Annotated in this window: 20 protein-coding genes, 4 tRNA genes and 1 riboswitch; of the genes, 17 read left to right on the plus strand and 7 right to left on the minus strand. The window is 58.2% G+C overall.

Annotated features, from left to right (window positions below; genetic code table 11):
• Positions 1–38 precede the first annotated feature (38 nt).
• The 5 genes from astA to astE are packed head-to-tail and all read left to right on the plus strand — an operon-like array spanning position 39 to position 5267.
• The gene (astA, locus tag ACZRKZ_RS02685) at positions 39–1064 is read left to right on the plus strand and encodes an arginine N-succinyltransferase (RefSeq protein WP_463968351.1); all 1026 of its coding nucleotides are present in this window, start codon (positions 39–41) and stop codon (positions 1062–1064) included.
• The gene (gene astD, locus ACZRKZ_RS02690; protein ID WP_463980873.1) at positions 1061–2530 is read left to right on the plus strand and encodes a succinylglutamate-semialdehyde dehydrogenase; all 1470 of its coding nucleotides are present in this window, start codon (positions 1061–1063) and stop codon (positions 2528–2530) included. The genes astA and astD overlap by 4 nt, the downstream gene beginning before the upstream one ends.
• A 45-nt stretch (positions 2531–2575) precedes the next feature.
• Positions 2576–3922 carry an N-succinylarginine dihydrolase gene (astB, locus tag ACZRKZ_RS02695; protein WP_463980637.1) on the plus strand — a complete coding sequence of 449 codons (1347 nt, stop codon included), beginning with the start codon at positions 2576–2578 and terminating at the stop codon, positions 3920–3922.
• 43 nt (positions 3923–3965) lie between these two features.
• Positions 3966–4250 (plus strand): topoisomerase II, encoded by a 285-nt coding sequence (locus tag ACZRKZ_RS02700; RefSeq protein ID WP_463968428.1) that lies wholly within the window; start codon positions 3966–3968, stop codon positions 4248–4250.
• A gap of 12 nt (positions 4251–4262) precedes the next feature.
• Positions 4263–5267 carry a succinylglutamate desuccinylase gene (gene astE, locus ACZRKZ_RS02705; RefSeq protein ID WP_463968353.1) on the plus strand — a complete coding sequence of 335 codons (1005 nt, stop codon included), beginning with the start codon at positions 4263–4265 and terminating at the stop codon, positions 5265–5267.
• 83 nt (positions 5268–5350) lie between these two features.
• Here the strand turns inward: astE and ACZRKZ_RS02710 are convergent, their stop codons facing one another.
• The gene (locus ACZRKZ_RS02710; RefSeq protein WP_463980638.1) at positions 5351–5860 is read right to left on the minus strand and encodes a 6,7-dimethyl-8-ribityllumazine synthase; all 510 of its coding nucleotides are present in this window, start codon (positions 5858–5860) and stop codon (positions 5351–5353) included.
• A gap of 116 nt (positions 5861–5976) precedes the next feature.
• A riboswitch (FMN riboswitch) is annotated at positions 5977–6146 on the minus strand.
• Between the two features lie 239 nt (positions 6147–6385).
• Here ACZRKZ_RS02710 and ltaE point away from each other — a divergent pair.
• From ltaE to mgtE, 8 genes are all read left to right on the plus strand, one after another.
• Positions 6386–7390, plus strand: coding sequence for a low-specificity L-threonine aldolase (ltaE, locus tag ACZRKZ_RS02715; protein ID WP_463968355.1), 1005 nt, complete (start codon positions 6386–6388; stop codon positions 7388–7390).
• Positions 7391–7536: 146 nt separating this feature from the next.
• Positions 7537–10155, plus strand: coding sequence for an alanine--tRNA ligase (alaS, locus tag ACZRKZ_RS02720; protein WP_463980639.1), 2619 nt, complete (start codon positions 7537–7539; stop codon positions 10153–10155).
• A 93-nt stretch (positions 10156–10248) separates the two neighbouring features.
• On the plus strand, positions 10249–11490 hold the full coding sequence (locus ACZRKZ_RS02725) for an aspartate kinase (RefSeq protein WP_463968357.1): 1242 nt from the start codon (positions 10249–10251) through the stop codon (positions 11488–11490).
• Between the two features lie 185 nt (positions 11491–11675).
• Positions 11676–11864 (plus strand): carbon storage regulator CsrA, encoded by a 189-nt coding sequence (gene csrA / locus ACZRKZ_RS02730; protein ID WP_133099245.1) that lies wholly within the window; start codon positions 11676–11678, stop codon positions 11862–11864.
• 62 nt (positions 11865–11926) lie between these two features.
• A tRNA-Ser gene (locus ACZRKZ_RS02735) sits at positions 11927–12017 on the plus strand.
• A gap of 109 nt (positions 12018–12126) precedes the next feature.
• Positions 12127–12203, plus strand: a tRNA-Arg gene (locus ACZRKZ_RS02740).
• Positions 12204–12275: 72 nt separating this feature from the next.
• Positions 12276–12352, plus strand: a tRNA-Arg gene (locus tag ACZRKZ_RS02745).
• A 369-nt stretch (positions 12353–12721) separates the two neighbouring features.
• On the plus strand, positions 12722–14164 hold the full coding sequence (mgtE, locus tag ACZRKZ_RS02750; protein WP_463980640.1) for a magnesium transporter: 1443 nt from the start codon (positions 12722–12724) through the stop codon (positions 14162–14164).
• A gap of 94 nt (positions 14165–14258) precedes the next feature.
• Here the strand turns inward: mgtE and ACZRKZ_RS02755 are convergent, their stop codons facing one another.
• Both ACZRKZ_RS02755 and ACZRKZ_RS02760 read right to left on the minus strand, forming a co-directional pair.
• Positions 14259–14585 (minus strand): Arc family DNA-binding protein, encoded by a 327-nt coding sequence (locus ACZRKZ_RS02755; protein ID WP_133099243.1) that lies wholly within the window; start codon positions 14583–14585, stop codon positions 14259–14261.
• Between the two features lie 462 nt (positions 14586–15047).
• Entirely contained in the window at positions 15048–15284 is a 237-nt protein-coding gene (locus tag ACZRKZ_RS02760) for a hypothetical protein (protein ID WP_463980641.1), read from the minus strand.
• Between the two features lie 337 nt (positions 15285–15621).
• Here ACZRKZ_RS02760 and ACZRKZ_RS02765 point away from each other — a divergent pair.
• Positions 15622–15698, plus strand: a tRNA-Arg gene (locus ACZRKZ_RS02765).
• A gap of 369 nt (positions 15699–16067) precedes the next feature.
• Positions 16068–17456 carry an MFS transporter gene (locus ACZRKZ_RS02770; protein ID WP_463980642.1) on the plus strand — a complete coding sequence of 463 codons (1389 nt, stop codon included), beginning with the start codon at positions 16068–16070 and terminating at the stop codon, positions 17454–17456.
• A 59-nt stretch (positions 17457–17515) separates the two neighbouring features.
• On the opposite strand, the gene ACZRKZ_RS02775 is transcribed toward ACZRKZ_RS02770, so the two are convergent.
• The 4 genes from ACZRKZ_RS02775 to flgA all read right to left on the minus strand — a co-directional run bounded on the left by ACZRKZ_RS02775 (position 17516) and on the right by flgA (position 20120).
• On the minus strand, positions 17516–18265 hold the full coding sequence (locus ACZRKZ_RS02775; RefSeq protein ID WP_463968360.1) for a flagellar brake protein: 750 nt from the start codon (positions 18263–18265) through the stop codon (positions 17516–17518).
• A 95-nt stretch (positions 18266–18360) separates the two neighbouring features.
• Entirely contained in the window at positions 18361–18828 is a 468-nt protein-coding gene (locus ACZRKZ_RS02780; RefSeq protein ID WP_463968361.1) for a flagella synthesis protein FlgN, read from the minus strand.
• A gap of 48 nt (positions 18829–18876) precedes the next feature.
• A complete protein-coding gene (gene flgM, locus ACZRKZ_RS02785; protein WP_133099456.1) occupies positions 18877–19203 on the minus strand; it encodes a flagellar biosynthesis anti-sigma factor FlgM in 327 nt (108 codons plus the stop codon).
• Positions 19204–19343: 140 nt separating this feature from the next.
• Complete coding sequence (gene flgA / locus ACZRKZ_RS02790) at positions 19344–20120, minus strand: flagellar basal body P-ring formation chaperone FlgA (protein ID WP_463968362.1); 777 nt, start codon at positions 20118–20120, stop codon at positions 19344–19346.
• Positions 20121–20202: 82 nt separating this feature from the next.
• Here flgA and ACZRKZ_RS02795 point away from each other — a divergent pair, with 82 nt between their 5' ends.
• Together ACZRKZ_RS02795 and cheR are read left to right on the plus strand one after the other, a co-directional pair.
• Positions 20203–21135, plus strand: a complete 933-nt coding sequence (locus ACZRKZ_RS02795) for a chemotaxis protein CheV (RefSeq protein WP_463968363.1) — start codon at positions 20203–20205, stop codon at positions 21133–21135.
• Positions 21136–21178: 43 nt separating this feature from the next.
• On the plus strand, positions 21179–22006 hold the full coding sequence (gene cheR, locus ACZRKZ_RS02800) for a protein-glutamate O-methyltransferase CheR (RefSeq protein WP_463968364.1): 828 nt from the start codon (positions 21179–21181) through the stop codon (positions 22004–22006).
• Positions 22007–22058 lie beyond the last annotated feature (52 nt).

Here is a 22058-nt window from a genome sequence, read left to right on the forward strand (position 1 = left end):
CGGGTGGCTGGAATCAGCGGCCCGTTTGAGGAGATAGCATGATCGTTCGTCCCGTACGCAGCAGCGATTTACCGGCCCTGATTGATCTGGCGCGCAGCACCGGCACCGGCCTCACCACTTTGCCGGCCAACGAAGAGCGCCTGGCCCATCGGGTTGGCTGGGCTGAAAAGACCTTTCGCGGCGAAGCCGGGCGCGGTGATGCCGACTACCTGTTCGTTCTCGAAAACGACGAAGGCCAGGTGGTGGGGATTTCCGCCATCGCTGGCGCCGTTGGCCTGCGTGAGCCTTGGTACAACTTCCGTGTAGGCCTGACCGTCAGCGCTTCCCAGGAATTGAGCATCTACCGCGAGATTCCGACGCTGTTCCTGGCCAACGACCTGACCGGCAACTCTGAGTTGTGCTCGCTGTTCCTCCAGGCCGATTACCGCACCGGCCTTAACGGTCGCATGTTGGCCAAGGCGCGGATGCTGTTTATCGCCGAATTCCCGCAACTGTTTGGCAACAAGATCATCGCAGAGATGCGCGGCATGTCCGACGAAGCTGGGCGTTCGCCGTTCTGGGAAAGCCTGGGCCGGCACTTCTTCAAGATGGAATTCAGCCAGGCCGATTACCTGACGGGCGTGGGCAACAAGGCGTTTATCGCTGAGTTGATGCCCAAGTTCCCGGTATATACCTGCTTCCTCTCCGAGGACGCGCGCAACGTGATCGGCAAGGTTCACACCGACACCGAGCCTGCGCTGAGCATGCTCAAGAGCGAAGGTTTCAGCTATCAGGGCTACGTCGACATCTTCGATGCAGGTCCTGCTGTGGAATGTGAAACCAGCAAGATCCGTGCGGTGCGCGACAGCGAGGCACTGGTGCTGGCCATCGGTACGCCGGGTGACGACGCCACGCCGTTCCTGATCCATAACCGCAAACGTGAAGAGTGCCGCATCACCGCTGCACCGGCACGGCTGGCGGCGGGCACCTTGGTGGTCGATCCAAAGACCGCCAAGCGTCTGCAACTGACAGCCGGTGATCAAGTACGTGCCGTACCGTTGTCTGCTGCCCGGGAGCCGAAATAATGAATTCGCTATACATCGCTGGTGTTTGGCTGGCCGGTCAGGGTGAGCGCGTTGAGTCGCTGAACCCGGTGACCCAGCAAGTGCTATGGGCTGGCAATGGCGCCACCGCCGAGCAGGTCGAGTCCGCCGTGCAGGCCGCGCGCCAGGCGTTCCCTGCATGGGCCAAGCGATCCCTGGACGAGCGCCTCGGTGTGCTCGAAGCCTTCGCCGCAAGCCTGAAAAATCGTGCCGACGAGCTCGCCCGCTGCATCGGTGAGGAAACCGGCAAGCCGCTGTGGGAGTCGGCGACAGAAGTCACCAGTATGGTCAACAAAATCGCGATCTCGGTGCAGAGTTACCGTGAGCGTACCGGCGAGAAGAGCGGCCCATTGGGCGATGCCACTGCTGTGTTGCGCCACAAGCCCCACGGCGTGGTGGCGGTGTTTGGCCCTTACAACTTCCCCGGTCACCTGCCTAACGGTCATATCGTGCCAGCCTTGCTGGCGGGCAATACCGTGCTGTTCAAACCCAGCGAACTGACGCCGAAAGTCGCCGAACTGACGGTGCAGTGCTGGATTGAGGCTGGCCTGCCGGATGGCGTCTTGAACCTGCTGCAAGGCGCGCGGGAAACCGGGATCGCCCTGGCGGCGAATCCGGGCATCGACGGTTTGTTCTTCACCGGTTCCAGCCGTACCGGCAATCACCTGCACCAGCAATTCTCCGGGCGCCCGGACAAGATCCTCGCCCTGGAGATGGGCGGCAACAACCCGCTGGTGGTGGATGAAGTGGCTGACGTGGATGCGGCGGTCTATACCATCATCCAGTCGGCGTTTATCTCTGCCGGCCAGCGTTGCACCTGTGCCCGTCGCCTGTTGGTGCCGCAAGGTGCCTGGGGCGATGCGTTGCTGGCGCGCCTGGTGTCGGTAAGCGCGACCATCGAAGTCGGCGCGTTCGACCAGCAGCCTGCGCCTTTCATGGGTTCGGTGATTTCCCTGGGAGCGGCCAAGGCCTTGATGGAGGCTCAGGAACTGTTGCTGGCTAATGGCGCAGTGGCACTGCTGGAAATGACTCAGCCAGAGGGTCAGGCCGCATTGCTGACGCCGGGCATTATTGATGTCACGCAAGTGGCCGAGCGTGCTGACGAAGAACTGTTCGGTCCGCTGTTGCAGGTGATCCGCTACGCTGATTTCGAAGCGGCGATTGTCGAGGCCAACAATACCCAATATGGGTTGGCGGCAGGTTTGCTGTCGGATTCCGAAGCGCGCTACCAGCAGTTCTGGCTGGAAAGCCGTGCCGGGATCGTCAACTGGAACAAACAACTGACCGGCGCTGCGAGCAGCGCGCCGTTTGGTGGGGTAGGAGCGTCGGGCAACCATCGCGCCAGTGCGTATTACGCGGCGGATTATTGCGCGTACCCGGTGGCCTCGCTTGAGACCCCGAGCCTGGTGTTACCGGCCACGCTGACGCCCGGTGTGCGGTTGTCGTAATCGATATTGATACCTATAAAAACAGATATTCGTGGAGCCTCGCCGATGAAATCCTATGAAGTCAATTTTGACGGTCTAGTGGGGCCGACCCATAACTACGGCGGTTTGTCCTACGGTAACGTCGCGTCCCAGAGCAATAGCCAGCAGTCTTCAAACCCCAAGGAAGCGGCGCTGCAAGGCCTGGCGAAAATGAAAGCGCTGATGGAGATGGGTTTTGTCCAAGGCGTACTGGCCCCTCAGGAACGCCCTGATGTGGCCGCCTTGCGCAACCTCGGTTTTGCCGGCACCGACGCGCAAGTGATCCAGCAAGCGGCCAAGCAAGCCATGCCATTGTTGGTGGCAAGCTGCTCGGCATCGAGCATGTGGGTGGCCAACGCCGCAACCGTCAGCCCAAGTGCCGACACCGCCGACGGCCGCGTGCATTTCACCGCTGCCAACCTTAACTGCAAATACCACCGCAGCATCGAACACCCGACCACCAGCCGAGTGCTTGGGGCCATGTTCGCTGACCAGAAGCACTTTGCCCACCACGCCGCGTTACCGGCCGTGGCGCAGTTCGGAGACGAGGGCGCGGCTAACCACACCCGTTTCTGTCGTGACTATGGCCAGGCCGGCGTGGAGTTTTTCGTGTTCGGTCGCAGTGCCTTCGACACCCGCTACCTGGCGCCGCAAAAGTACCCGGCGCGCCAGACCCTGGAAGCCTCCCAGGCGGTCGCCCGCTTGCACGGCCTGCGGGATGACGGCGTGGTCTTCGCCCAGCAGAACCCGGCGGTGATTGATGCAGGGGTGTTCCATAATGACGTGATCGCGGTGGGTAACGGCGAGGTGCTGTTCTATCACGAGGATGCGTTCCTCAATACTGAACAGATGCTTGCGGAGTTGCATGGCAAGCTCGGCAAATGTGGCGGCAACTTCCAGTCCATTTGCGTGCCCCGCGCCCAGGTCAGCGTCGAAGACGCGGTGCGTTCCTACCTGTTCAACAGCCAGTTGCTGACTCGTGCTGACGGCTCGATGCTGCTGATCGTGCCGGAAGAATGCCGCAGCAACGAACGTGTCTGGCAGTATCTGCAAGGCCTGACCAGCTCCGGAGGCCTGATCCGCGAAGTGAAAGTCTTCGACCTCAAGCAGAGTATGCAGAACGGCGGTGGCCCGGCGTGCCTGCGTTTGCGGGTGGCCTTGAATGAAACCGAACTGGCGGCGGTCAACCCAGGGGTTATCATGACGGCGCCGTTGTACGACACCCTGACCCAGTGGGTCGACAAGCACTATCGCGATGCCTTGCGGGAAACCGACCTGGCTGATCCGCAATTGCTGTTTGAGTGCCGCACGGCATTGGACGAACTGACGCAAATCCTTAAACTGGGCTCGGTTTATCCTTTCCAGATCAATTAAGACTCCAGATGAGAACGAAGCCATGAGCGACAAAAGCGACAACCTGAACGACACCCTCAAGCTGATCCTTGAAGACACCGACGGCACTCAACTGGAAACTTCCTGCACCCGCGTCGCCGTAATCTGGCAGGGCAAGGAAGTCTGGATTCAGCACGACGGCCGTGGCCAACTGCTGATCGGCGTTGACGTGGAGGAAGGCGATGTTGAATACGCCAACCTGCTGATGCGCCCGCTGGCCACCAACCTGATGAGCCTGCAACTGGAAATGGAACCAGCCGACGTCGGCGACGACGAAGACCACGTCCATGGTCCTGGCTGCAACCACTAAGGACGCCGCTCTATGCTCGCCCTCGGCAAACTGCTTGAACTGACCCTCGCCGGACGTGAACCGGCTTCGATTACTCAAACGACTGTCGACGGCGTGCGATTGCGCTGGCTCAGTGAGGGCGCGCTGGAAGTGCGGCCGCCCGAAGGCCGGGACAATGGCAGCGATGTGTTGCTGTCATCCGGCATCCACGGCAACGAAACCGCACCGATCGAATTGCTCGACCGGTTGCTGAACGACATTGCCCGGGGTGACTTGAAGCCTCGGGCGCGAATTTTGTTCCTGTTCGGCAACCCCGAAGCCATGCGTAGGGGGGAGCGTTACCTCGAACAAGACGTCAACCGGTTGTTCAACGGTCGTCACGAACACAGCAGCGGGCCCGAAGCCCTGCGGGCAGGCGAGTTGGAGCAACTGGCTAGAAACTTCTTCAGCCAGCCCGGACGCAGCCGGCTGCATTACGACCTGCACACCGCCATTCGTGGGTCGAAGATTGAACAGTTCGCCCTGTACCCGTGGAAAGACGGCCGCCAGCATTCGCGCCGCGAACTGGCGCGGCTGCGTGCCGCCGGCATGCAAGCGGTGCTATTGCAGAACAAGGCGTCGATCACCTTCACAGCCTTTACCTACGAGCAGTTGGGCGCCGAGTCCTTCACCCTGGAACTGGGCAAGGCCCGGCCGTTCGGACAGAACCAGGGCGTGGATGTGTCCCGCCTGGAAGTCCGCCTCAAGCAGATCATCGAAGGCAATGAACCGACCACCGAGAGCCTGGACGGCCTGCAACTGTTCAGTGTCGCCCGAGAAATCATCAAGCACAGCGATGCCTTCATCCTGCACCTGCCGGCGGATGTAGAAAACTTCTCGGAACTGAAAAAGGGCTACCTGCTGGCCGAGGACATCGCCAAGACGCGCTGGGTGATCGAGGAGGAGGGCGCACGCATCATCTTCCCCAACCCGAAGGTGAAGAATGGCTTGCGGGCAGGGATATTGATTGTGCCGACGACGGATAAAGGCCTGGCATAAATCCCGAGGTCGACTCGGTCAAATGTGGGAGCTGGCTTGCTCCCACACAACCCCAGCTCTGACACTGGGGTTTACAGTGTTCCTTAAACCGCCACAGCCCGTGGTTCATTGCGACGCAACGAACGAATCTTGTGCAGCGTATCCGCGCAGGTCTTCGCCGCTTCCTGGCCCTTGTGCACAAAGTGCTCCAAGAAGAAGGTGTGGTGTTCAACACCCGATTGGAAGTGGTGCGGGGTCAGGGACACCGAGAACACCGGCACTTCGGTTTCCAACTGAACCTGCATCAGGCCGCTGACCACCGATTGTGCGACGAACTCGTGACGATAGATCCCGCCGTCCACCACCAGGGCAGCCGCGACAATGCCGGCATAACGGCCGGACTTGGCCAGTAGCTTGGCGTGCAGGGGCATTTCAAAGGCGCCGCCGACTTCGTAGAAATCGATGTCCGATTCCTGGTAGCCCTGGGCGATCATTTCGGCGAGGAAACCTTTACGGCTCTGATCGACAATATCCTTGTGCCAGCAGGCCTGGATAAACGCGACACGCTCGCCGTGGTGGTTTTTGCTTTTGCTGTCAATTGCAGTGGGTTGCATGTTCTGACTCCTGTTTATGAAAAAAACAGGGCGTTATGAATCGAATGGGATTTAAGGGTACGGACAGAATGAGCATGTAAGGCATGGACGTTCTGCGCACGGCCCTTAGGCGCCAATCCCGTTCTCTCTTCATCCGGACTATGACCGTCGGCCCCGGGATCACACCGGGTCTGCTGACCTTGTCGCCGTCCTGCCTAGGCAGTTCGAGGCGCCAAGCGCTCGCGGGCTATACGCATTGCGCGTAATTACCGCCGGTGGGGAGTTACACCCCGCCCTGAGAACGTTGCCACCAGAACGCTGGTGGCGGTGAGTTTTTACCATATATTTCTGGAAACTGCATGGCTCCATTTTCGATATTCACTATTGGCTTTTTTGCTTGGTATTGAATGGGAAGCTGGGGCTGTCTGGCACTTTTCATGACCCGTTAGCTTGATATTCACTCTCCATGCCCGCAGTAACCTGTAATCAAAAAACAAATTCCAACCCGTTAGCCGGGACTTTTGTCCCTTCGCCGAGGCTTGTTTCATGACCATGATTGACCTGCGCAGCGACACCGTGACCCAACCGACCCCAGGCATGCTCGACGCGATGGCTAGCGCCGTCAGCGGTGATGATGTCTACGGTGAAGATCCTACCGTCAATCGCCTGGAAGCCGAACTGGCCAAGCGCCTGGGGTTTGCCGCCGCGTTGTTCGTACCCACCGGCACCATGAGCAACCTGCTGGCGTTGATGGCCCATTGTGAGCGGGGCGAGGAATATATCGTCGGCCAGCAGGCCCACACCTACAAATACGAAGGCGGCGGTGCGGCGGTGTTGGGCTCTATCCAGCCCCAGCCGCTGGAAGTCCAGGCCGATGGCTCGCTGGACCTGGATCAGGTGTTGGCGGCGATCAAGCCAGATGACTTCCACTTCGCGCGTACCCGGCTGTTGGCGTTGGAAAATACGATGCAGGGCCAGGTATTGCCGATGGAATACCTGGCTGCCGCGCGGGCGTTTACTCGCGAGCATGGCCTGGCCTTGCACCTGGACGGCGCGCGGATCTACAACGCGGCGGTCAAGCTGGGTGTCGATGCGCGAGAGATCGCCCAGTATTTCGATTCAGTGTCGGTGTGCCTGTCCAAGGGCCTAGGCGCGCCGATTGGCTCTGTGTTGTGTGGTTCGACTGCGCTGATCGCCAAGGCCCGCCGTTTGCGAAAAATGGTCGGTGGCGGCATGCGTCAGGCAGGTTCGTTGGCGGCGGCGGGGTTATATGCCCTCGATCATCAAGTCCAGCGTCTGGCCGAAGACCATGCCAACGCCCAATGGCTGGCGGATGGGTTGCGCCAGGCCGGGTACGAGGTAGAGCCAGTGCAGACCAATATGGTCTACGTGCAGGTGGGTAGCCTGGCCGAGGAGTTGAAGGCCTTTGCCGCGACGCGCGGGATCAAGTTGAGCGCCGCTCCTCGCCTGCGTATGGTCACGCACCTGGACGTCAGTCGGGCGCAGATCGAGCAGGTGGTCGCGACATTTGTCGAGTTTTCCCGGAAATGACAGTGCAGACCGTCTAATTGACTGTTTCTATCACATAAACACGCTGTGCCACGGGCAAAGGGCCGATATAATGCGGCCCTTTGCCGTCGCTCCGTCTGATGACGTTTAGCACTGGCCTTTGGCCGCAGCCTCCGTGGAAGAACCTAATGAAAAGCGCAGAAATCCGTGAAGCCTTCCTTCGCTTCTTCGAAGAGCAAGGTCACACCCGTGTTGCCTCCAGCTCTTTGATCCCAGGCAATGACCCCACCCTGCTGTTCACTAACGCGGGGATGAACCAGTTCAAAGACTGCTTCCTGGGCCAGGAAAAGCGCGCCTACACCCGCGCCACCAGCAGCCAGAAGTGCGTACGCGCCGGCGGCAAGAACAGTGACCTGGAGAACGTTGGTTACACCGCTCGCCATCACACTTTTTTCGAGATGCTGGGCAACTTCAGCTTCGGCGACTATTTCAAGCGTGACGCCATTACCTTTGCCTGGACCTTCCTGACCGGCGTGCTGAAGCTACCCAAGGAAAAACTCTGGGTCACTGTCTACGCCACCGATGACGAAGCCTACGAGATCTGGACCCAGCAAATCGGTGTGCCGGCCGAGCGCATGATTCGCATCGGCGACAACAAGGGCGCGCCTTACGCCTCCGACAACTTCTGGACCATGGGTGATACCGGCCCATGCGGTCCTTGCACCGAGATTTTCTACGATCACGGCGCCGACATCTGGGGCGGCCCACCCGGCTCGCCGGAAGAAGATGGCGACCGTTACATCGAAATCTGGAACAACGTGTTCATGCAGTTCAACCGCACCGCCGATGGCGTGTTGCATCCGCTGCCAGCTCCGTCGGTCGACACCGGCATGGGCCTGGAGCGGATCAGTGCGGTGATGCAGCACGTTCACTCCAACTACGAAATCGACCTGTTTACCAACCTGCTGAGCGCTTCGGCCGCGGCCATTGGTTGCGCCAACGACAGCCAGTCTTCGCTCAAGGTTGTGTCCGACCACATCCGTTCTTGCGGCTTCCTGATCGCCGACGGTGTGCTGCCGTCGAACGAAGGTCGCGGCTATGTACTGCGCCGGATCATCCGTCGCGCCTGCCGTCACGGTAACAAACTGGGCGCCAGCGGTAGCTTCTTCTACAAGATCGTTGCCGCGCTGGTGGCCGAGATGGGCGAAGCCTTCCCGGAACTCAAGCAGCAGCAAGCCAACATCGAGCGCGTGCTCAGGGCTGAAGAAGAGCAGTTCTCCAAGACCCTGGAGCACGGCCTGAAGATCCTGGAACAGGACCTGGCTGAGCTCAAAGGCACCGTGGTGCCGGGCGACGTGGTGTTCAAGCTGTACGACACCTACGGTTTCCCGATGGACCTGACTGCCGATATTGCCCGTGAGCGCGAGCTGACCGTCGATGAAGCCGGCTTTGAGCGGGAGATGGAAGCCCAGCGCGTGCGCGCCCGTTCCGCCAGTTCCTTTGGCCTGGACTACAACACCCTGGTCAAGGTTGACGTGGCCACCGAATTCACTGGTTACACCGCCACCGGCGGCTCGGCCAAAGTGATTGCCCTCTATAAAGAAGGGCAGTCGGTCGACATCCTGAACGAAGGCGACGAAGGTGTGGTGGTCCTGGACCAGACGCCGTTCTACGCCGAGTCCGGTGGCCAGATTGGCGACTGCGGTTTCCTCAAGGCGTCGTCCGGTCGTTTTGACGTGCGCGACACCACCAAGACCGGCGGCGCGTTCCTGCACCACGGTGTGTTGGCCTCGGGCAACCTGACCGTCGGCGCGCCGGTGGAGACTCAGGTCGACGCTGACGTGCGTCACGCCACCTCGCTGAACCACTCGGCCACTCACTTGCTGCACGCTGCCTTGCGCCAAGTGCTGGGCGAGCATGTACAGCAGAAAGGCTCGTTGGTCGACAGCCAGCGCCTGCGTTTTGACTTCAGCCACTTTGAAGCGATCAAGCCTGAGCAGATCAGGACGCTGGAAGATATCGTCAACGCCGAAGTGCGCAAGAACACCCCGGTTGAAACCGAAGAAACCGACATTGAGACCGCCAAGGCCAAAGGCGCCATGGCGCTGTTCGGCGAGAAGTACGGCGACAACGTGCGCGTGCTGAGCATGGGCGGCAGCTTCTCGGTGGAGCTGTGCGGCGGTATCCACGCCAAGCGCACCGGCGACATTGGCCTGCTGAAGATCATCAGCGAAGGCGGTGTGGCGTCCGGCGTGCGTCGTATTGAGGCGGTCACCGGTGCTGCGGCCCTGGCTTACCTCAATGCTGGCGAAGAACAACTCAAGGAAGCGGCCAGCCTGGTCAAGGGCAGTCGCGACAACCTGATCGACAAGCTCTCGGCAGTGCTGGAGCGCAACCGTCTGCTGGAGAAACAGCTGGAGCAGTTGCAGGCCAAGGCCGCCAGTGCGGCGGGCGACGATCTGTCGGCTTCTGCCCTGGACGTCAAAGGCGTGAAAGTCCTGGCCGTGCGCCTGGAGGGTCAGGACGGCAAGGCGCTGTTGGCGCTGGTGGATCAGTTGAAGAACAAGCTCGGTCGCGCAGTGATCCTGCTCGGCAGTGTCCATGAGGAAAAGGTCGTTCTGGTTGCCGGTGTAACCAAAGACCTGACTGGCCAACTCAAGGCCGGTGATTTGATGAAACAAGCCGCTGCGGCAGTGGGCGGGAAGGGCGGTGGTCGTCCGGACATGGCGCAAGGCGGCGGTATTGACGCTGGTGCTTTGGACGCGGCCCTTGCCCTGACCGTACCGTTTGTCGAGGCGGGTATCTAAGACGCTGCCTGGGTGTGTGGTCTAGTCACCTGCCCGGGCAGCGCAGTTTGATTGATTAATGGGCGCCCCTTTACGGGCTGAGGCGGCTTAGAAATGGCTTTGATCGTACAGAAATTTGGAGGCACCTCGGTCGGTTCCGTTGAACGAATCGAGCAGGTCGCCGACAAGGTTAAGAAGTTCCGCGATGCCGGCGATGACCTGGTGGTGGTGCTGTCGGCCATGAGCGGCGAGACCAATCGTCTGATCGAGTTGGCCAAACAAATCAGTGGTGATCAACAGCCGGTTCCCCGTGAGCTGGATGTGATCGTTTCCACTGGTGAGCAAGTGACTATTGCGCTGTTGGCCATGGCGCTGATCAAGCGTGGCGTGCCGGCAGTGTCGTACACCGGCACCCAGGTACGAATCCTGACGGATAGCGCGCACAATAAAGCGCGCATATTGCAGATCGATGATCAGAAAATTCGCGGTGATCTGAAGGCGGGTCGCGTGGTAGTCGTCGCTGGTTTCCAGGGCGTCGACGAACACGGCAACATCACCACTCTCGGTCGTGGCGGTTCCGACACCACCGGTGTGGCCCTGGCGGCAGCCCTGAAGGCTGACGAATGCCAGATCTACACTGATGTGGACGGCGTCTACACTACCGATCCGCGCGTTGTGCCCGTGGCTCAGCGACTGGACAAGATCACCTTCGAAGAGATGCTGGAAATGGCCAGCCTCGGGTCCAAGGTGTTGCAGATCCGTGCGGTGGAATTCGCCGGCAAGTACAACGTTCCGCTGCGCGTACTGCACAGCTTCAAGGAGGGTCCGGGCACCCTCATTACTATTGATGAAGAGGAATCCATGGAACAGCCGATCATTTCCGGCATCGCTTTTAACCGCGATGAAGCCAAGCTGACCATCCGTGGTGTGCCAGACACCCCGGGCGTGGCCTTCAAGATTCTCGGGCCGATCAGTGGCGCAAACATTGAAGTCGACATGATCGTGCAGAACGTTGCGCACGATAACACTACCGACTTCACCTTCACCGTGCACCGCAATGACTACGACGCAGCAGAGAAGGTCCTGTTGAAAACGGCGAGCGAGATTGGCGCCCGTGAAGTGGTCGGCGATACCAAGATTGCCAAGGTGTCGATCGTCGGTGTGGGCATGCGTTCCCATGCCGGTGTTGCCAGCCGCATGTTTGAGGCCCTGGCCAAGGAGACCATCAACATCCAGATGATCTCCACCTCGGAAATCAAAGTGTCGGTGGTCATCGAAGAGAAGTACCTGGAGCTGGCTGTACGCGCACTGCATACCGCATTTGAGCTGGACGCTCCGGCCCGACAGGGCGAGTGATGCGTGACTGGAGGGCGCGGTTGATCCTCGCCTTTCATTTTTCTGTCTGGCGCCTGTGGAGAGCTGTTCTTTTGCGTGTGCCCGACAATACTTAGGCGGGTAGAGCTATGGCCGTTGGGTTGTAGGTCGAATGCCTTTTTTTTGCAGACTGTTATCCCTGAACTGAAATGCGTGAGGAGAAAGGTATGTTGATTCTGACTCGTCGATGCGCAGAAAGCCTGATTATTGGTGATGGCGAAATCACCGTGACCGTGCTCGGCGTCAAAGGCAATCAAGTACGGATTGGGGTTGATGCCCCGAAAGAGGTGGCTGTCCACCGTGAGGAAATCTACCTGCGGATCAAGAAAGAGAAGGACGAAGAACCAAGCCATTAATTTTTATCGTTTTTTATGTTTGCAAACGGGGATGAAGCTGGTTAATATACGCCCCGTGTTGCGGAGAGCTGGCCGAGTGGCCGAAGGCGCTCCCCTGCTAAGGGAGTACACCTCAAAAGGGTGTCGGGGGTTCGAATCCCCCGTTCTCCGCCATTATTTGCTTAGTACGTTGCAATCTGGATTTTTTCGGTAAGTTGTTGAAGTTACTAGAAAAAATCGCTTTACATAGAGATTGAACGGGCTATAATGCGCGGCAACAAATGCACTCGTAGCTCAGCTGGATAGAGTACTCGGCTACGAACCGAGCGGTCACAGGTTCGAATCCTGTCGAGTGCACCATTTAAGAGTTAGTTGCAGCAATGCAGGTAGCTTGGCTCCAACCAGTTGTGATCTGGTCTAAAAACACAATCTGCACTCGTAGCTCAGCTGGATAGAGTACTCGGCTACGAACCGAGCGGTCACAGGTTCGAATCCTGTCGAGTGCACCAAACAACAAAAAGCCCGCCTAGCGCGGGCTTTTTGCCGTCTGGGGTTTTTATTTTTCTTGTCTGTGACCACGTGTGTAATCGCCCTCCGGGCTTTTCTACCTGCCCCCACGTGTTTTCTTTTCTGCCTGTGTCGTCGCAGTTTCATGAGTGTGCCCGATACTCGGCTTTGTCTCGCAAGCGCTTGTTCTTGCCAGTTTTTTAACGTTTTAAGCGGCTGGGCGGTGTATCATTGCGCCCGTCAGCCCCGCCGGGGCTTGTGGAATACCTCCATGGACTTACCCAGTAGTAACTCAGTACCCCGTTTTACCAATCATGAATTGACTGATTGATCCTTCCGGCGTGCCCCGCTGCTGGGAGTGGAGTTCGCCTATGACCGAAGTTGAAGTAAAGAAAACACAAGAAAGCCTGCAGGATCGCCTCGCTCAAGTTGTTGAGCTGCTGCAGCGCCAGCGCGTGGTCGAAGACCTGACTCACCGTCAGGAAGGCCCGAATCATGACCGGGTAGAGAGCCTGGTCCACCGGCAAAACCTCGTCGAGTTGCAACGCAAGCTCGATGACCTGCACTCCGCCGACGTAGCCTACATCCTTGAAGCTTTGCCCTTGGGTGATCGCCTGACCCTCTGGCAACTGGTCAAGGCTGATCGTGACGGCGACATCCTCCTCGAAGTATCCGATTCGGTTCGTGAAACCCTGATCGCCGACATGGACGATCAGGAGCTCCTGGCTGCGACCAAGGACATGGACGCCGACGAACTCGCTGACCTGGCCTCCGAGCTGCCGCGTGACGTCGTCCATGAGCTGATGGAGACCCTCGACGGCCAACAGCGTGAGCGTGTGCGCTCCGCGTTGTCCTACGACGAGGAGCAGGTCGGCGCGCTGATGGACTTCGAGATGGTGACTATTCGTGAAGACGTCAGCCTGGAAGTGGTGTTGCGTTACTTGCGCCGGCTAAAAGAGCTGCCAGGCCACACTGACAAACTGTTTGTGGTCGACTACGAGGGCATTCTCAAGGGCGTGCTGCCGATCAAGCGTCTGCTGGTCAATGATCCGGACAAGAAGGTCGCGGACGTCATGGCCAGCGACCCGGTCAGCTTTCATCCTGACGAAGACGCCTACGACGCCGCCCAGGCATTCGAGCGTTATGACTTGATCTCGGCCCCGGTGGTCGACAAGAAAGGCAAGCTGATCGGCCGCTTGACCATCGATGAGATGGTCGACCTGATTCGTGAAGAGAGTGAAAACGAAGTCCTCAACATGGCGGGTCTGCGTGAAGAGGAAGATATCTTTGCGTCAGTCTGGAAATCTCTGCGTAACCGTTGGGCCTGGTTGGCCGTCAACCTGATTACCGCGTTTATTGCCTCCCGGGTGATCGGCCTGTTTGAAGGCTCCATCGAGAAGCTGGTGGCGCTGGCGGCTCTTATGCCTATCGTGGCCGGGATTGGTGGTAACTCCGGTAACCAGACCATCACAATGATCGTGCGGGCCATGGCCCTGGATCAGGTGAGCACTGGCAACACCTCGCGGCTGATGCGCAAGGAGCTGGCAGTGGGCCTGATCAATGGTCTGGTGTGGGGTGGCGTGATTGGCGTGGTGGCTTACTTGCTCTATGGCAGTTGGTCCCTGGGGGTAGTGATGACCGCCGCCATGACCCTTAACCTGCTATTGGCTGCGCTGATGGGAGTATTGATCCCTATGACCTTGGTGCGCCTTGGTCGCGACCCTGCCATGGGCGCCAGTGTGATGATCACAGCCATGACTGACAGTGGTGGCTTTTTCATCTTCCTGGGGCTGGCGACCATCTTCCTACTCTGATTGTCTTCTCCCGAGGCAGATACCGCCGGGCCTTTAACCAAATTACAGGCAAAAAAAAGCCAGCATGCAGCTGGCTTCGGCTTTCAGTCGCCAATCAGTTGGCTTCGGCGGCTGCCTCAACATCATGAGCAATAAGTGAGACAAGAGCGTTTTGCTGGCGGTGGGAGAGCTGACGAAAACGCTGCAGCAGTTCGCGTTCGTGCAGTGACAGCTCAGGGCTGTCCAGGCGCATGCTCAACGCTTCACCCAACGCACCTTCCTGAATAAGGCTCTGTTCCAGGCGCGCGATGATTTCGGAGTTCATGCTGCGGTGATGATTGCGAGCCACCTCAGCAATGCGTTCCCGCATTCCGTCTGGCAGACGTACGACGAACTTGTCAGCCGTACGGCTGGAATAAATTGCCTGTTTCAATGGGCGCATATATTTAACCGGTTAGTTCAGGGGAGCGGTTTTTGGAATTGGCCGCAAGATGTGTGTTAGGACAAGGTCTGCAGCCAAATGTTCAACCTGAATTGCAAAGAGGCCGCATCATGCCTCAAACTTGCCAGTTCCTTGGCGTCAATTCTGTGACAAATATTGAACTGGCTACAGGCTTTATGCCAGCACTCATTTTCAAATTTGCGGACTGGTTGGAAAACTTTTCTGCAAGGCATCCATGCGAGTGTTCTACCCGCAAACCCAGTGCGCAAAGGGTTTTGGGCGCACATCCTCTAGTGGTGTGGCCTTTTGCCCTTAACTTTAAGACTAGTGGCAAACTGCCGATTTACTAGGGTAGGGCGACGTAAGGTAGGGCGGCTGGACAGCCGGGCTCGGAGCACAAACAGGCTGCCGGGGTCAGGAACAGCCACGCAAACTTGGTCATTGAATACTCCTGTGTTTGGTTCAGAAAACCCAGTGTTCAGAAGAGTGTGCGGCTTGGTTGCCTTGGGTCAGTTGAATCGGCGATTGCGCATCGGCCGTCATGACCGCCAGCTTTGGACGCTGTTGGTGTTGCAAATGATGGGGAACAGCTTGGCTGGCTTGTGCCACATCATCACCGGTAGCGGATTGAAAATGGAACATCACCAGCGTGGCCAATGCCACAGCATTGAGGGCTACTAGTAGAGGCGTGCTGTTCATGGGCATATTCTCCGCAGGTGGCGTGGCCAGACTGAATTTGTAGGATAAAGGATTGCAGGTGTCGTGCCAGTCTATATTTTGATTAAATCCTTTTTAAATCAAAGTCTTAAAGACTGATCGGCAGGCCGGCTTGTTGCAATTTGCAATGATGGCATTTTGGGTTAGTGCATTTTGCACGATAGTAATAGATGGCCCTTGGTTGTTGCCCTAAACACGACTAGGCATTGCAAGGCTCGGCCTACACTCAAAAAGCCTACGGACGACATGACAAAACGCACCTTGGCCGTTAACATGCACGCCGTCCGCCGCTGTGCCTTCGGTCCGATGGTTGTCATTTGTCCCAGTAGCTCAATTGGATAGAGCATCCCCCTCCTAAGGGGAAGGTTGGCCGTTCGAACCGGCCCTGGGACACCACATTAGAGTTGTGCTCCTTTAAAAGAGCCGCGATACGCAAAAGCCCTGTTCAGAACACTCTGGCGGGGCTTTTTTGTGGGCTGGCGTTGGCCGCAGAGGATGGGATGCGTCTGGAGGGGGGGCAGGTCTTTTTGATTGTATTGCGAACCTTGCCGGAGTTTGAGGTTCACAGGGGAGTGAGCGGTTGGGGCGCGAGTTTTTGTCACGGCCTTGTACCTTGTATGCCGTCGTCGAGCGTCTGAGAGGTAGCCAATTGGCTTGACGAAAATAATCCCCTGGTACAGCGCGTTTTGGCTGTCCGGACCTGACGCCGCCGGACTATCATGCTGATAGCCTGACACCCACTGCAAGGAGCCGCTCGGAACGCCGATGCGCCAAATCTGGAAATCTTTTCGAGCCCTTTATTTCGCCTCTTTGATGATGCTGATCGGTTCCGGTCTGCTCAGTACGTACCTGGCTTTGCGCCTGGCAGCCGATAATGTCGACAGCCTGTGGGTCGGTGCGTTGATGGCTGCCAACTACTTTGGTCTGGTGTTGGGTGGCAAGATCGGTCACCGCTTGATAGCCCGAGTCGGCCATATTCGCGCCTATGCCACCTGCGCCGGTATTGTCGGTGCGGCGGTGCTCGGCCATGGTTTGATCGACTGGCTGTCGGCCTGGATCGTACTGCGGATAATCGTCGGCCTCGGCATGATGTGCCAGTACATGGTCATCGAGAGCTGGCTCAACGAGCAGGCGGACGCCAAGCAGCGGGGCTTGGTCTTCAGTGGCTACATGATCGCTTCTTATCTGGGCCTGGTATTGGGCCAGCTTATTCTGGTCATGCATCCGCAGTTGGGCCTTGAGCTGCTGATGCTGGTTGCGCTGTGCTTTGCCCTGTGCCTGGTGCCGGTGGCGATGACTCGACGTATTCACCCGGCACCGTTGCATCCGGCGCCGATGGAGCCGCGCTTTTTTATCAAGCGAGTACCGCAGTCCCTCAGTACCGTGCTGGGCGCCGGGTTGATTGTTGGCTCGTTCTACGGTCTGGCGCCGCTTTACGCTTCTCAGCAAGGGCTGAGCACCGAACAGGTTGGTCTGTTCATGGGTAGCTGCATTTTCGCCGGGCTGGTGGTGCAGTGGCCTTTGGGCTGGCTCTCGGATCGGTATGACCGGGCACTGTTGATCCGCTGCTTCGCCTTGTGCCTTGCGGTGACGGCGCTGCCGTTGGCGATCATGACCCAGGTGCCGTTGGAAGTGCTGTTTGTGGTCGGGTTCTTCTGCTCCCTGGTGCAGTTCTGCCTTTACCCGTTGGCGGTGGCGTTTTCCAATGACCACGTTGAGGGGGATCGCCGCGTATCGCTGACAGCCATGCTGCTGGTGACTTACGGCGTCGGCGCCAGTATCGGGCCGCTGCTGGCCGGTGTGCTGATGAAGCTGTTTGGTAGCCAGATGCTCTATGCATTTTTCAGTTTATGCGCGGTGATCCTGGTTTGGCGCATCCGTCCCAAAGCCGTGACCAATCTGCACCAGGTGGACGATGCACCGCTGCATCACGTGGCGGTACCTGACAGCATGTCCAGCTCGCCGCTGGTGGCCGCCCTTGACCCACGGGTGGATGAACAGGTGGTTCAGGATCAGATGCAGACGCCGGTTCCCGAGCCGGACCCAGAGTCTGAAACCGATCCTGATTCGGTGGAGCAGGCGCCTGCAGAAGAGCCTCCAGAGCCTCCGGACCCGGATGATCATCCCCACGACCTGAGCAGGGCGCGCCCCTGAAACAAAAAAACGGGCAGTCCCATGAGGGGCTGCCCGTTTTTTATGCAGATTGTTACCGCTTAAAGATCATCATCCTTGTCAAACCGCCGCGCCTCGCGCTGCAGCTGGTAGACAAAGCGTTCAACCTGGCGCTGCACCAGCCCGCTCATGTTGTGAAAACGCACGCCGGCAAAGGTGGTGTCGATCCTTTCCTCGAAGTGCAGGTAACGCAGTTCTACGGCGGTGCTCATGTTGCCGAAGGGCAGGGCGGCAATAAAGCGATCGTAGACCTGGCCCAGTTGCAGGCGCTGGGAGATATCACCGTCAAAGCGCAGCTTGCAACCGGTGGCGGAAATATCCAGCAGTTTGCCGCCAATGGGCGACTTGAGTTTCTCTCCGCCCATGTCGACATTGACCAGTTGCGCCAATTTCAGTGCTGCGCGAAAAGCGTTGCGCCGCTGATGGTAAACCACCTCGTCAGGCATGCCGCCCCGATAGATGCGGTGGCCGTCCTTTTCGCTGATGGTCAGACTACCGTTACTCTCCCAGGCCACCCGCACGCCGTCGTGGAAGCCTTCGATACGGAAGGCTTCGCCATTCTCAAGGTAGCGTTCGCCTTCCCGTGGGATCATTTCGTCCAGGCTCAGCGTCTTGCTGTCCCGGTCGACTTCCACCAGATAGCTTTGAAAGCGCTGGTTGCGCTCATGGAAGGTAATGATCAGAGGATCGTGGCTCTCTTGCAGCAACCGCAAGGTGCCGGCAATTTCCAGAGGCGTAGTGAGGACCTTGGGTGGCTGCGGAGCATCTTCCGCGTTGAGGGCGTTGAACACGGTTCTTCCATCTCCAGACAAAATACGACTACACGCAAGAACCGGCATTTTGCCAGTATGTTACGCGCCTTGATAGGGCACGCAGTAAACCGGCGTCAGGCTTGGCTGATGGTGCTGGGCTTGACCAGTCGCGAGGTGGAGCCCTGGGCGTTATAGAGCGTCGGAGGTTCTCCGCCGTGAAGGATGCGCAGCTGGTTGGCGGTAGTGGCTTGCTGAAGCTGGATCGACTGGCCGTTGAGCGTGTTGGCTTCCTGGCAAGTGATCAGCAGCTGGTTGAGCTCCTGGCTCTGGGTCCGTAACTGGTCGCCTACCGACGAGTGGCTCGCCAGTTGCTCCAGGCCGTCGTGATCGGCAGGCAGTCCCAGGCTGACAAGAATCTGGCTGCGTTTCTTGCCATGCTGTTCCAGCAGGATGATCAGCGATTGCTTGCGCGCCAGAATATCTTCCAGCAGGCGCATGTCTCGGCCGTGCAGGGCGATCGACTCTTCCTGAAGCAGCCCAAGCAGATGCTGCGCTGGAGCCAGGTCTTCAATGATCAGTTGCAGTAAATTTTCGTCGTGCATGGCTGGCCTTGGGTTTTAAGCGTCCAAAAGCCTGGCGCAGGCCTTTGCCTAGCGCTCGGCTTCGAAGTTAAGCAGTTTGCTGGCTACACGGTTGCTGTCGACTTTGTAGCTGCCATCGGCAATCGCCTGTTTCAATTCGGCCACACGGGCTTTATTGACAACCGGTTGATCGCGCAGCGAGTCAGTGACCTTTTGCAACTGTTGAGCCTCATTGCTCAAATGTACCGATTCCCCGCTCTGGCTGGCGCCGGCCTGGTCTGCCTTGACGGGCAGTGGCTGGGACTTGCCGGCCTCAACGCTTTCCTTGGCACCGTTGGCGCGGGTGCTGACGAGCTGTGAGGGGGCGTTATTTAATCGACTGAAATCAATGACCATCATGAAAACCTCTGGGTATTTGGACGCTTGCCATGTTTTCGGCCATACCCGGACAAACTTTAGGCTCGATTGACAATAAACCTATACGTGATGACGTCTTGCGCACAGTGTAGGAAAAGCTGGCCTCCCGCGCCAGTGATCTATAACGCTACCTCGACCTGGCCGGGTGCAGTCACTCGCGCTCTGATCACCCGCTTGGAGTTGAGGTTCTTGACCCGAATCTGTTCGCTCATGCCGCCATTGGACAGAGCCTCTCCCGGCATTTTTACATTCAGGCCGCCGCTGCTGGCGGAAATCACCACTTGATCACCCTTGCGTATGACTTCCGCCTGTTCCATGTGAGCCAGGGTGATGACCTGATCTGTGACCATTGGTCGGGTAAGTTTCTGCCCGATCGCTTGATCCACGGAAGTAAGGTATCCCTGACTGATCTGGCCGATGTCCCGCTCGCGTAGGGCAACGTCCTCAAAGCCGATAATGCCCGTGCGTTTCAGCGGGCGAGTGACGGCGACCACTTCGCGAAACAGGCGGACTTGAGCCGGTACGAACACTGTCCAGGGCGAGGCGCCGTCGCAGCGCACGCGCACGGTCACACGGCCGATGGGTTGTGCGGGGCTTTCCAGGGTGGCTGTCAATTCCTTGTCACACATGGGCAGGCGCAGGCGTGGGTCCAATTGGTTGACCTGGATTTCATAGCGTCCTGGTGTCTGAGTAGTGGCCAGATAATCTTCTACAGTAAACTCAAGAAAGCCTTGAGTGACGCCGATAAGTAGATCAGGCAAGGTGATGTTGTCGGCACGGGCCTGTTGGCCTGCAGCCAAGGCAAGCATCGTTAGCAAGACGCAGAGCAATCTGCGGTACTGTTTAAAGTACGGCAGGGGGAGAAAGCGTCGGGAAACTGTCGTTTTGATGTCCATGGCCAATAAAAAAGCAAAGCTCGTGCCGTTTAGTGTTGGGTACGCGTCGTACCCGTAGGTTTTGTAGTGTAGGAGTCTGGGCATGGCGGGAGTAATGGATTCAGTGAACCAGCGCACGCAGCTGGTAGGGCAGAATCGCCTTGAGTTGCTGCTGTTTCGTTTGGATGGCAAACAGCTTTACGGCATCAACGTCTTCAAGGTGCGGGAGGTACTGCAATGTCCCAAGCTGACCGTATTGCCCAAGTCCAGCCCTGTGGTGTGTGGCGTGGCCAACATTCGCGGCTCGACCATTCCGATTCTTGACTTGGCGATGGCTACGGGCTCGTCCGGCTTGCAGGATCGCGAGAGTCCGTTCGTGATCATCACCGAGTACAACACCAAGACCCAGGGTTTCCTGGTGCGCTCGGTGGAGCGCATCGTCAACATGAACTGGGAAGAGATCCATCCGCCGCCCAAGGGCACCGGTCGCGATCACTACCTGACGGCAGTGACGCGGGTCGACAACCAGTTGGTGGAAATCATCGACGTGGAGAAAATCCTCGCGGAAGTGGCGCCGACTTCGGAAGCTATTTCGGTGGGCGTAGTAGACGCTGAGACGGCGCACAAGGCGATTTCCCTGCGGGTGCTAACGGTGGATGACTCCTCGGTAGCGCGCAAGCAGGTCTCCCGTTGCCTGCAGACCGTTGGCGTCGAAGTGGTGGCCCTCAACGATGGCCGCCAGGCCCTGGATTACCTGCGCAAACTGGTGGATGAAGGCAAGAAACCGGAAGAAGAATTCTTGATGATGATTTCCGACATCGAGATGCCGGAAATGGACGGTTACACCCTCACGGCCGAGATACGCAACGATCCACGCATGCAAAAATTACATATCATCCTGCATACTTCATTGTCCGGTGTATTCAATCAGGCGATGGTCAAGAAGGTCGGTGCCGATGACTTCCTGGCCAAATTCCGTCCTGATGACCTGGCATCCCGGGTAGTCGACCGGATCAAGGCAGCAGATCACGGCTAGGGGCTTTTTCCCTGGCGGTCACACGATTTAAGAGGCGGTACCATTGTCTACGGGTAATTTGGATTTTGAACAGTTCCGGGTCTTCCTGGAAAAAGCCTGTGGCATATTGCTCGGTGAAAACAAGCAGTACCTGGTATCAAGCCGTCTCAATAAACTGATGGAGCAGCAAGGGATCAAGTCCCTCGGCGAACTCGTTCAGCGGATACAGAGCCAGCCACGCAGCGGGCTCAAGGAAATGGTGGTCGATGCCATGACCACCAACGAAACCCTGTGGTTTCGTGACACCTATCCCTTTGAAGTGCTCAAGAACAAGGTCCTGCCAGAATCGATCAAGGCCAGCCCCGGCCAGCGCCTGCGCATCTGGTCGGCGGCCTGCTCTTCGGGGCAGGAACCGTACTCGCTGTCGATGTCTATCGACGAGTTCGAGCGGACCAATTTGGGCCAGTTGAAGGCCGGGGTGCAGATTGTTGCCACCGACTTGTCCGGCACCATGCTCACCAACTGCAAGACGGGTGAGTACGACAGCCTGGCCCTGGGGCGCGGCCTGTCTCCGGAACGCTTGCAGCGTTTCTTCGACCCCAAGGGCGCTGGTCGTTGGGCAGTCAAGGCGCCAATCAAGAGCCGGGTGGAGTTTCGTTCGTTCAACCTGCTGGACAGCTACGCTAGCCTGGGTAAGTTCGATATCGTGTTTTGCCGCAACGTACTGATCTACTTCTCGGCCGAAGTGAAGAAGGACATCCTGTTACGCATCCACAGCACGCTCAAACGCGGTGGGTATCTGTTTCTCGGCGCTTCTGAAGCGTTGAACGGGTTGCCGGATCATTACCAGATGGTGCAGTGCAGTCCTGGGATTATTTACCAGGCCAAGTGATAGATATGCGTCGCATAAAAACGGGAGGTCCTGCAAAGGCCTCCCGTTTTTT

The organism is Pseudomonas sp. c313 (assembly GCF_055407145.1).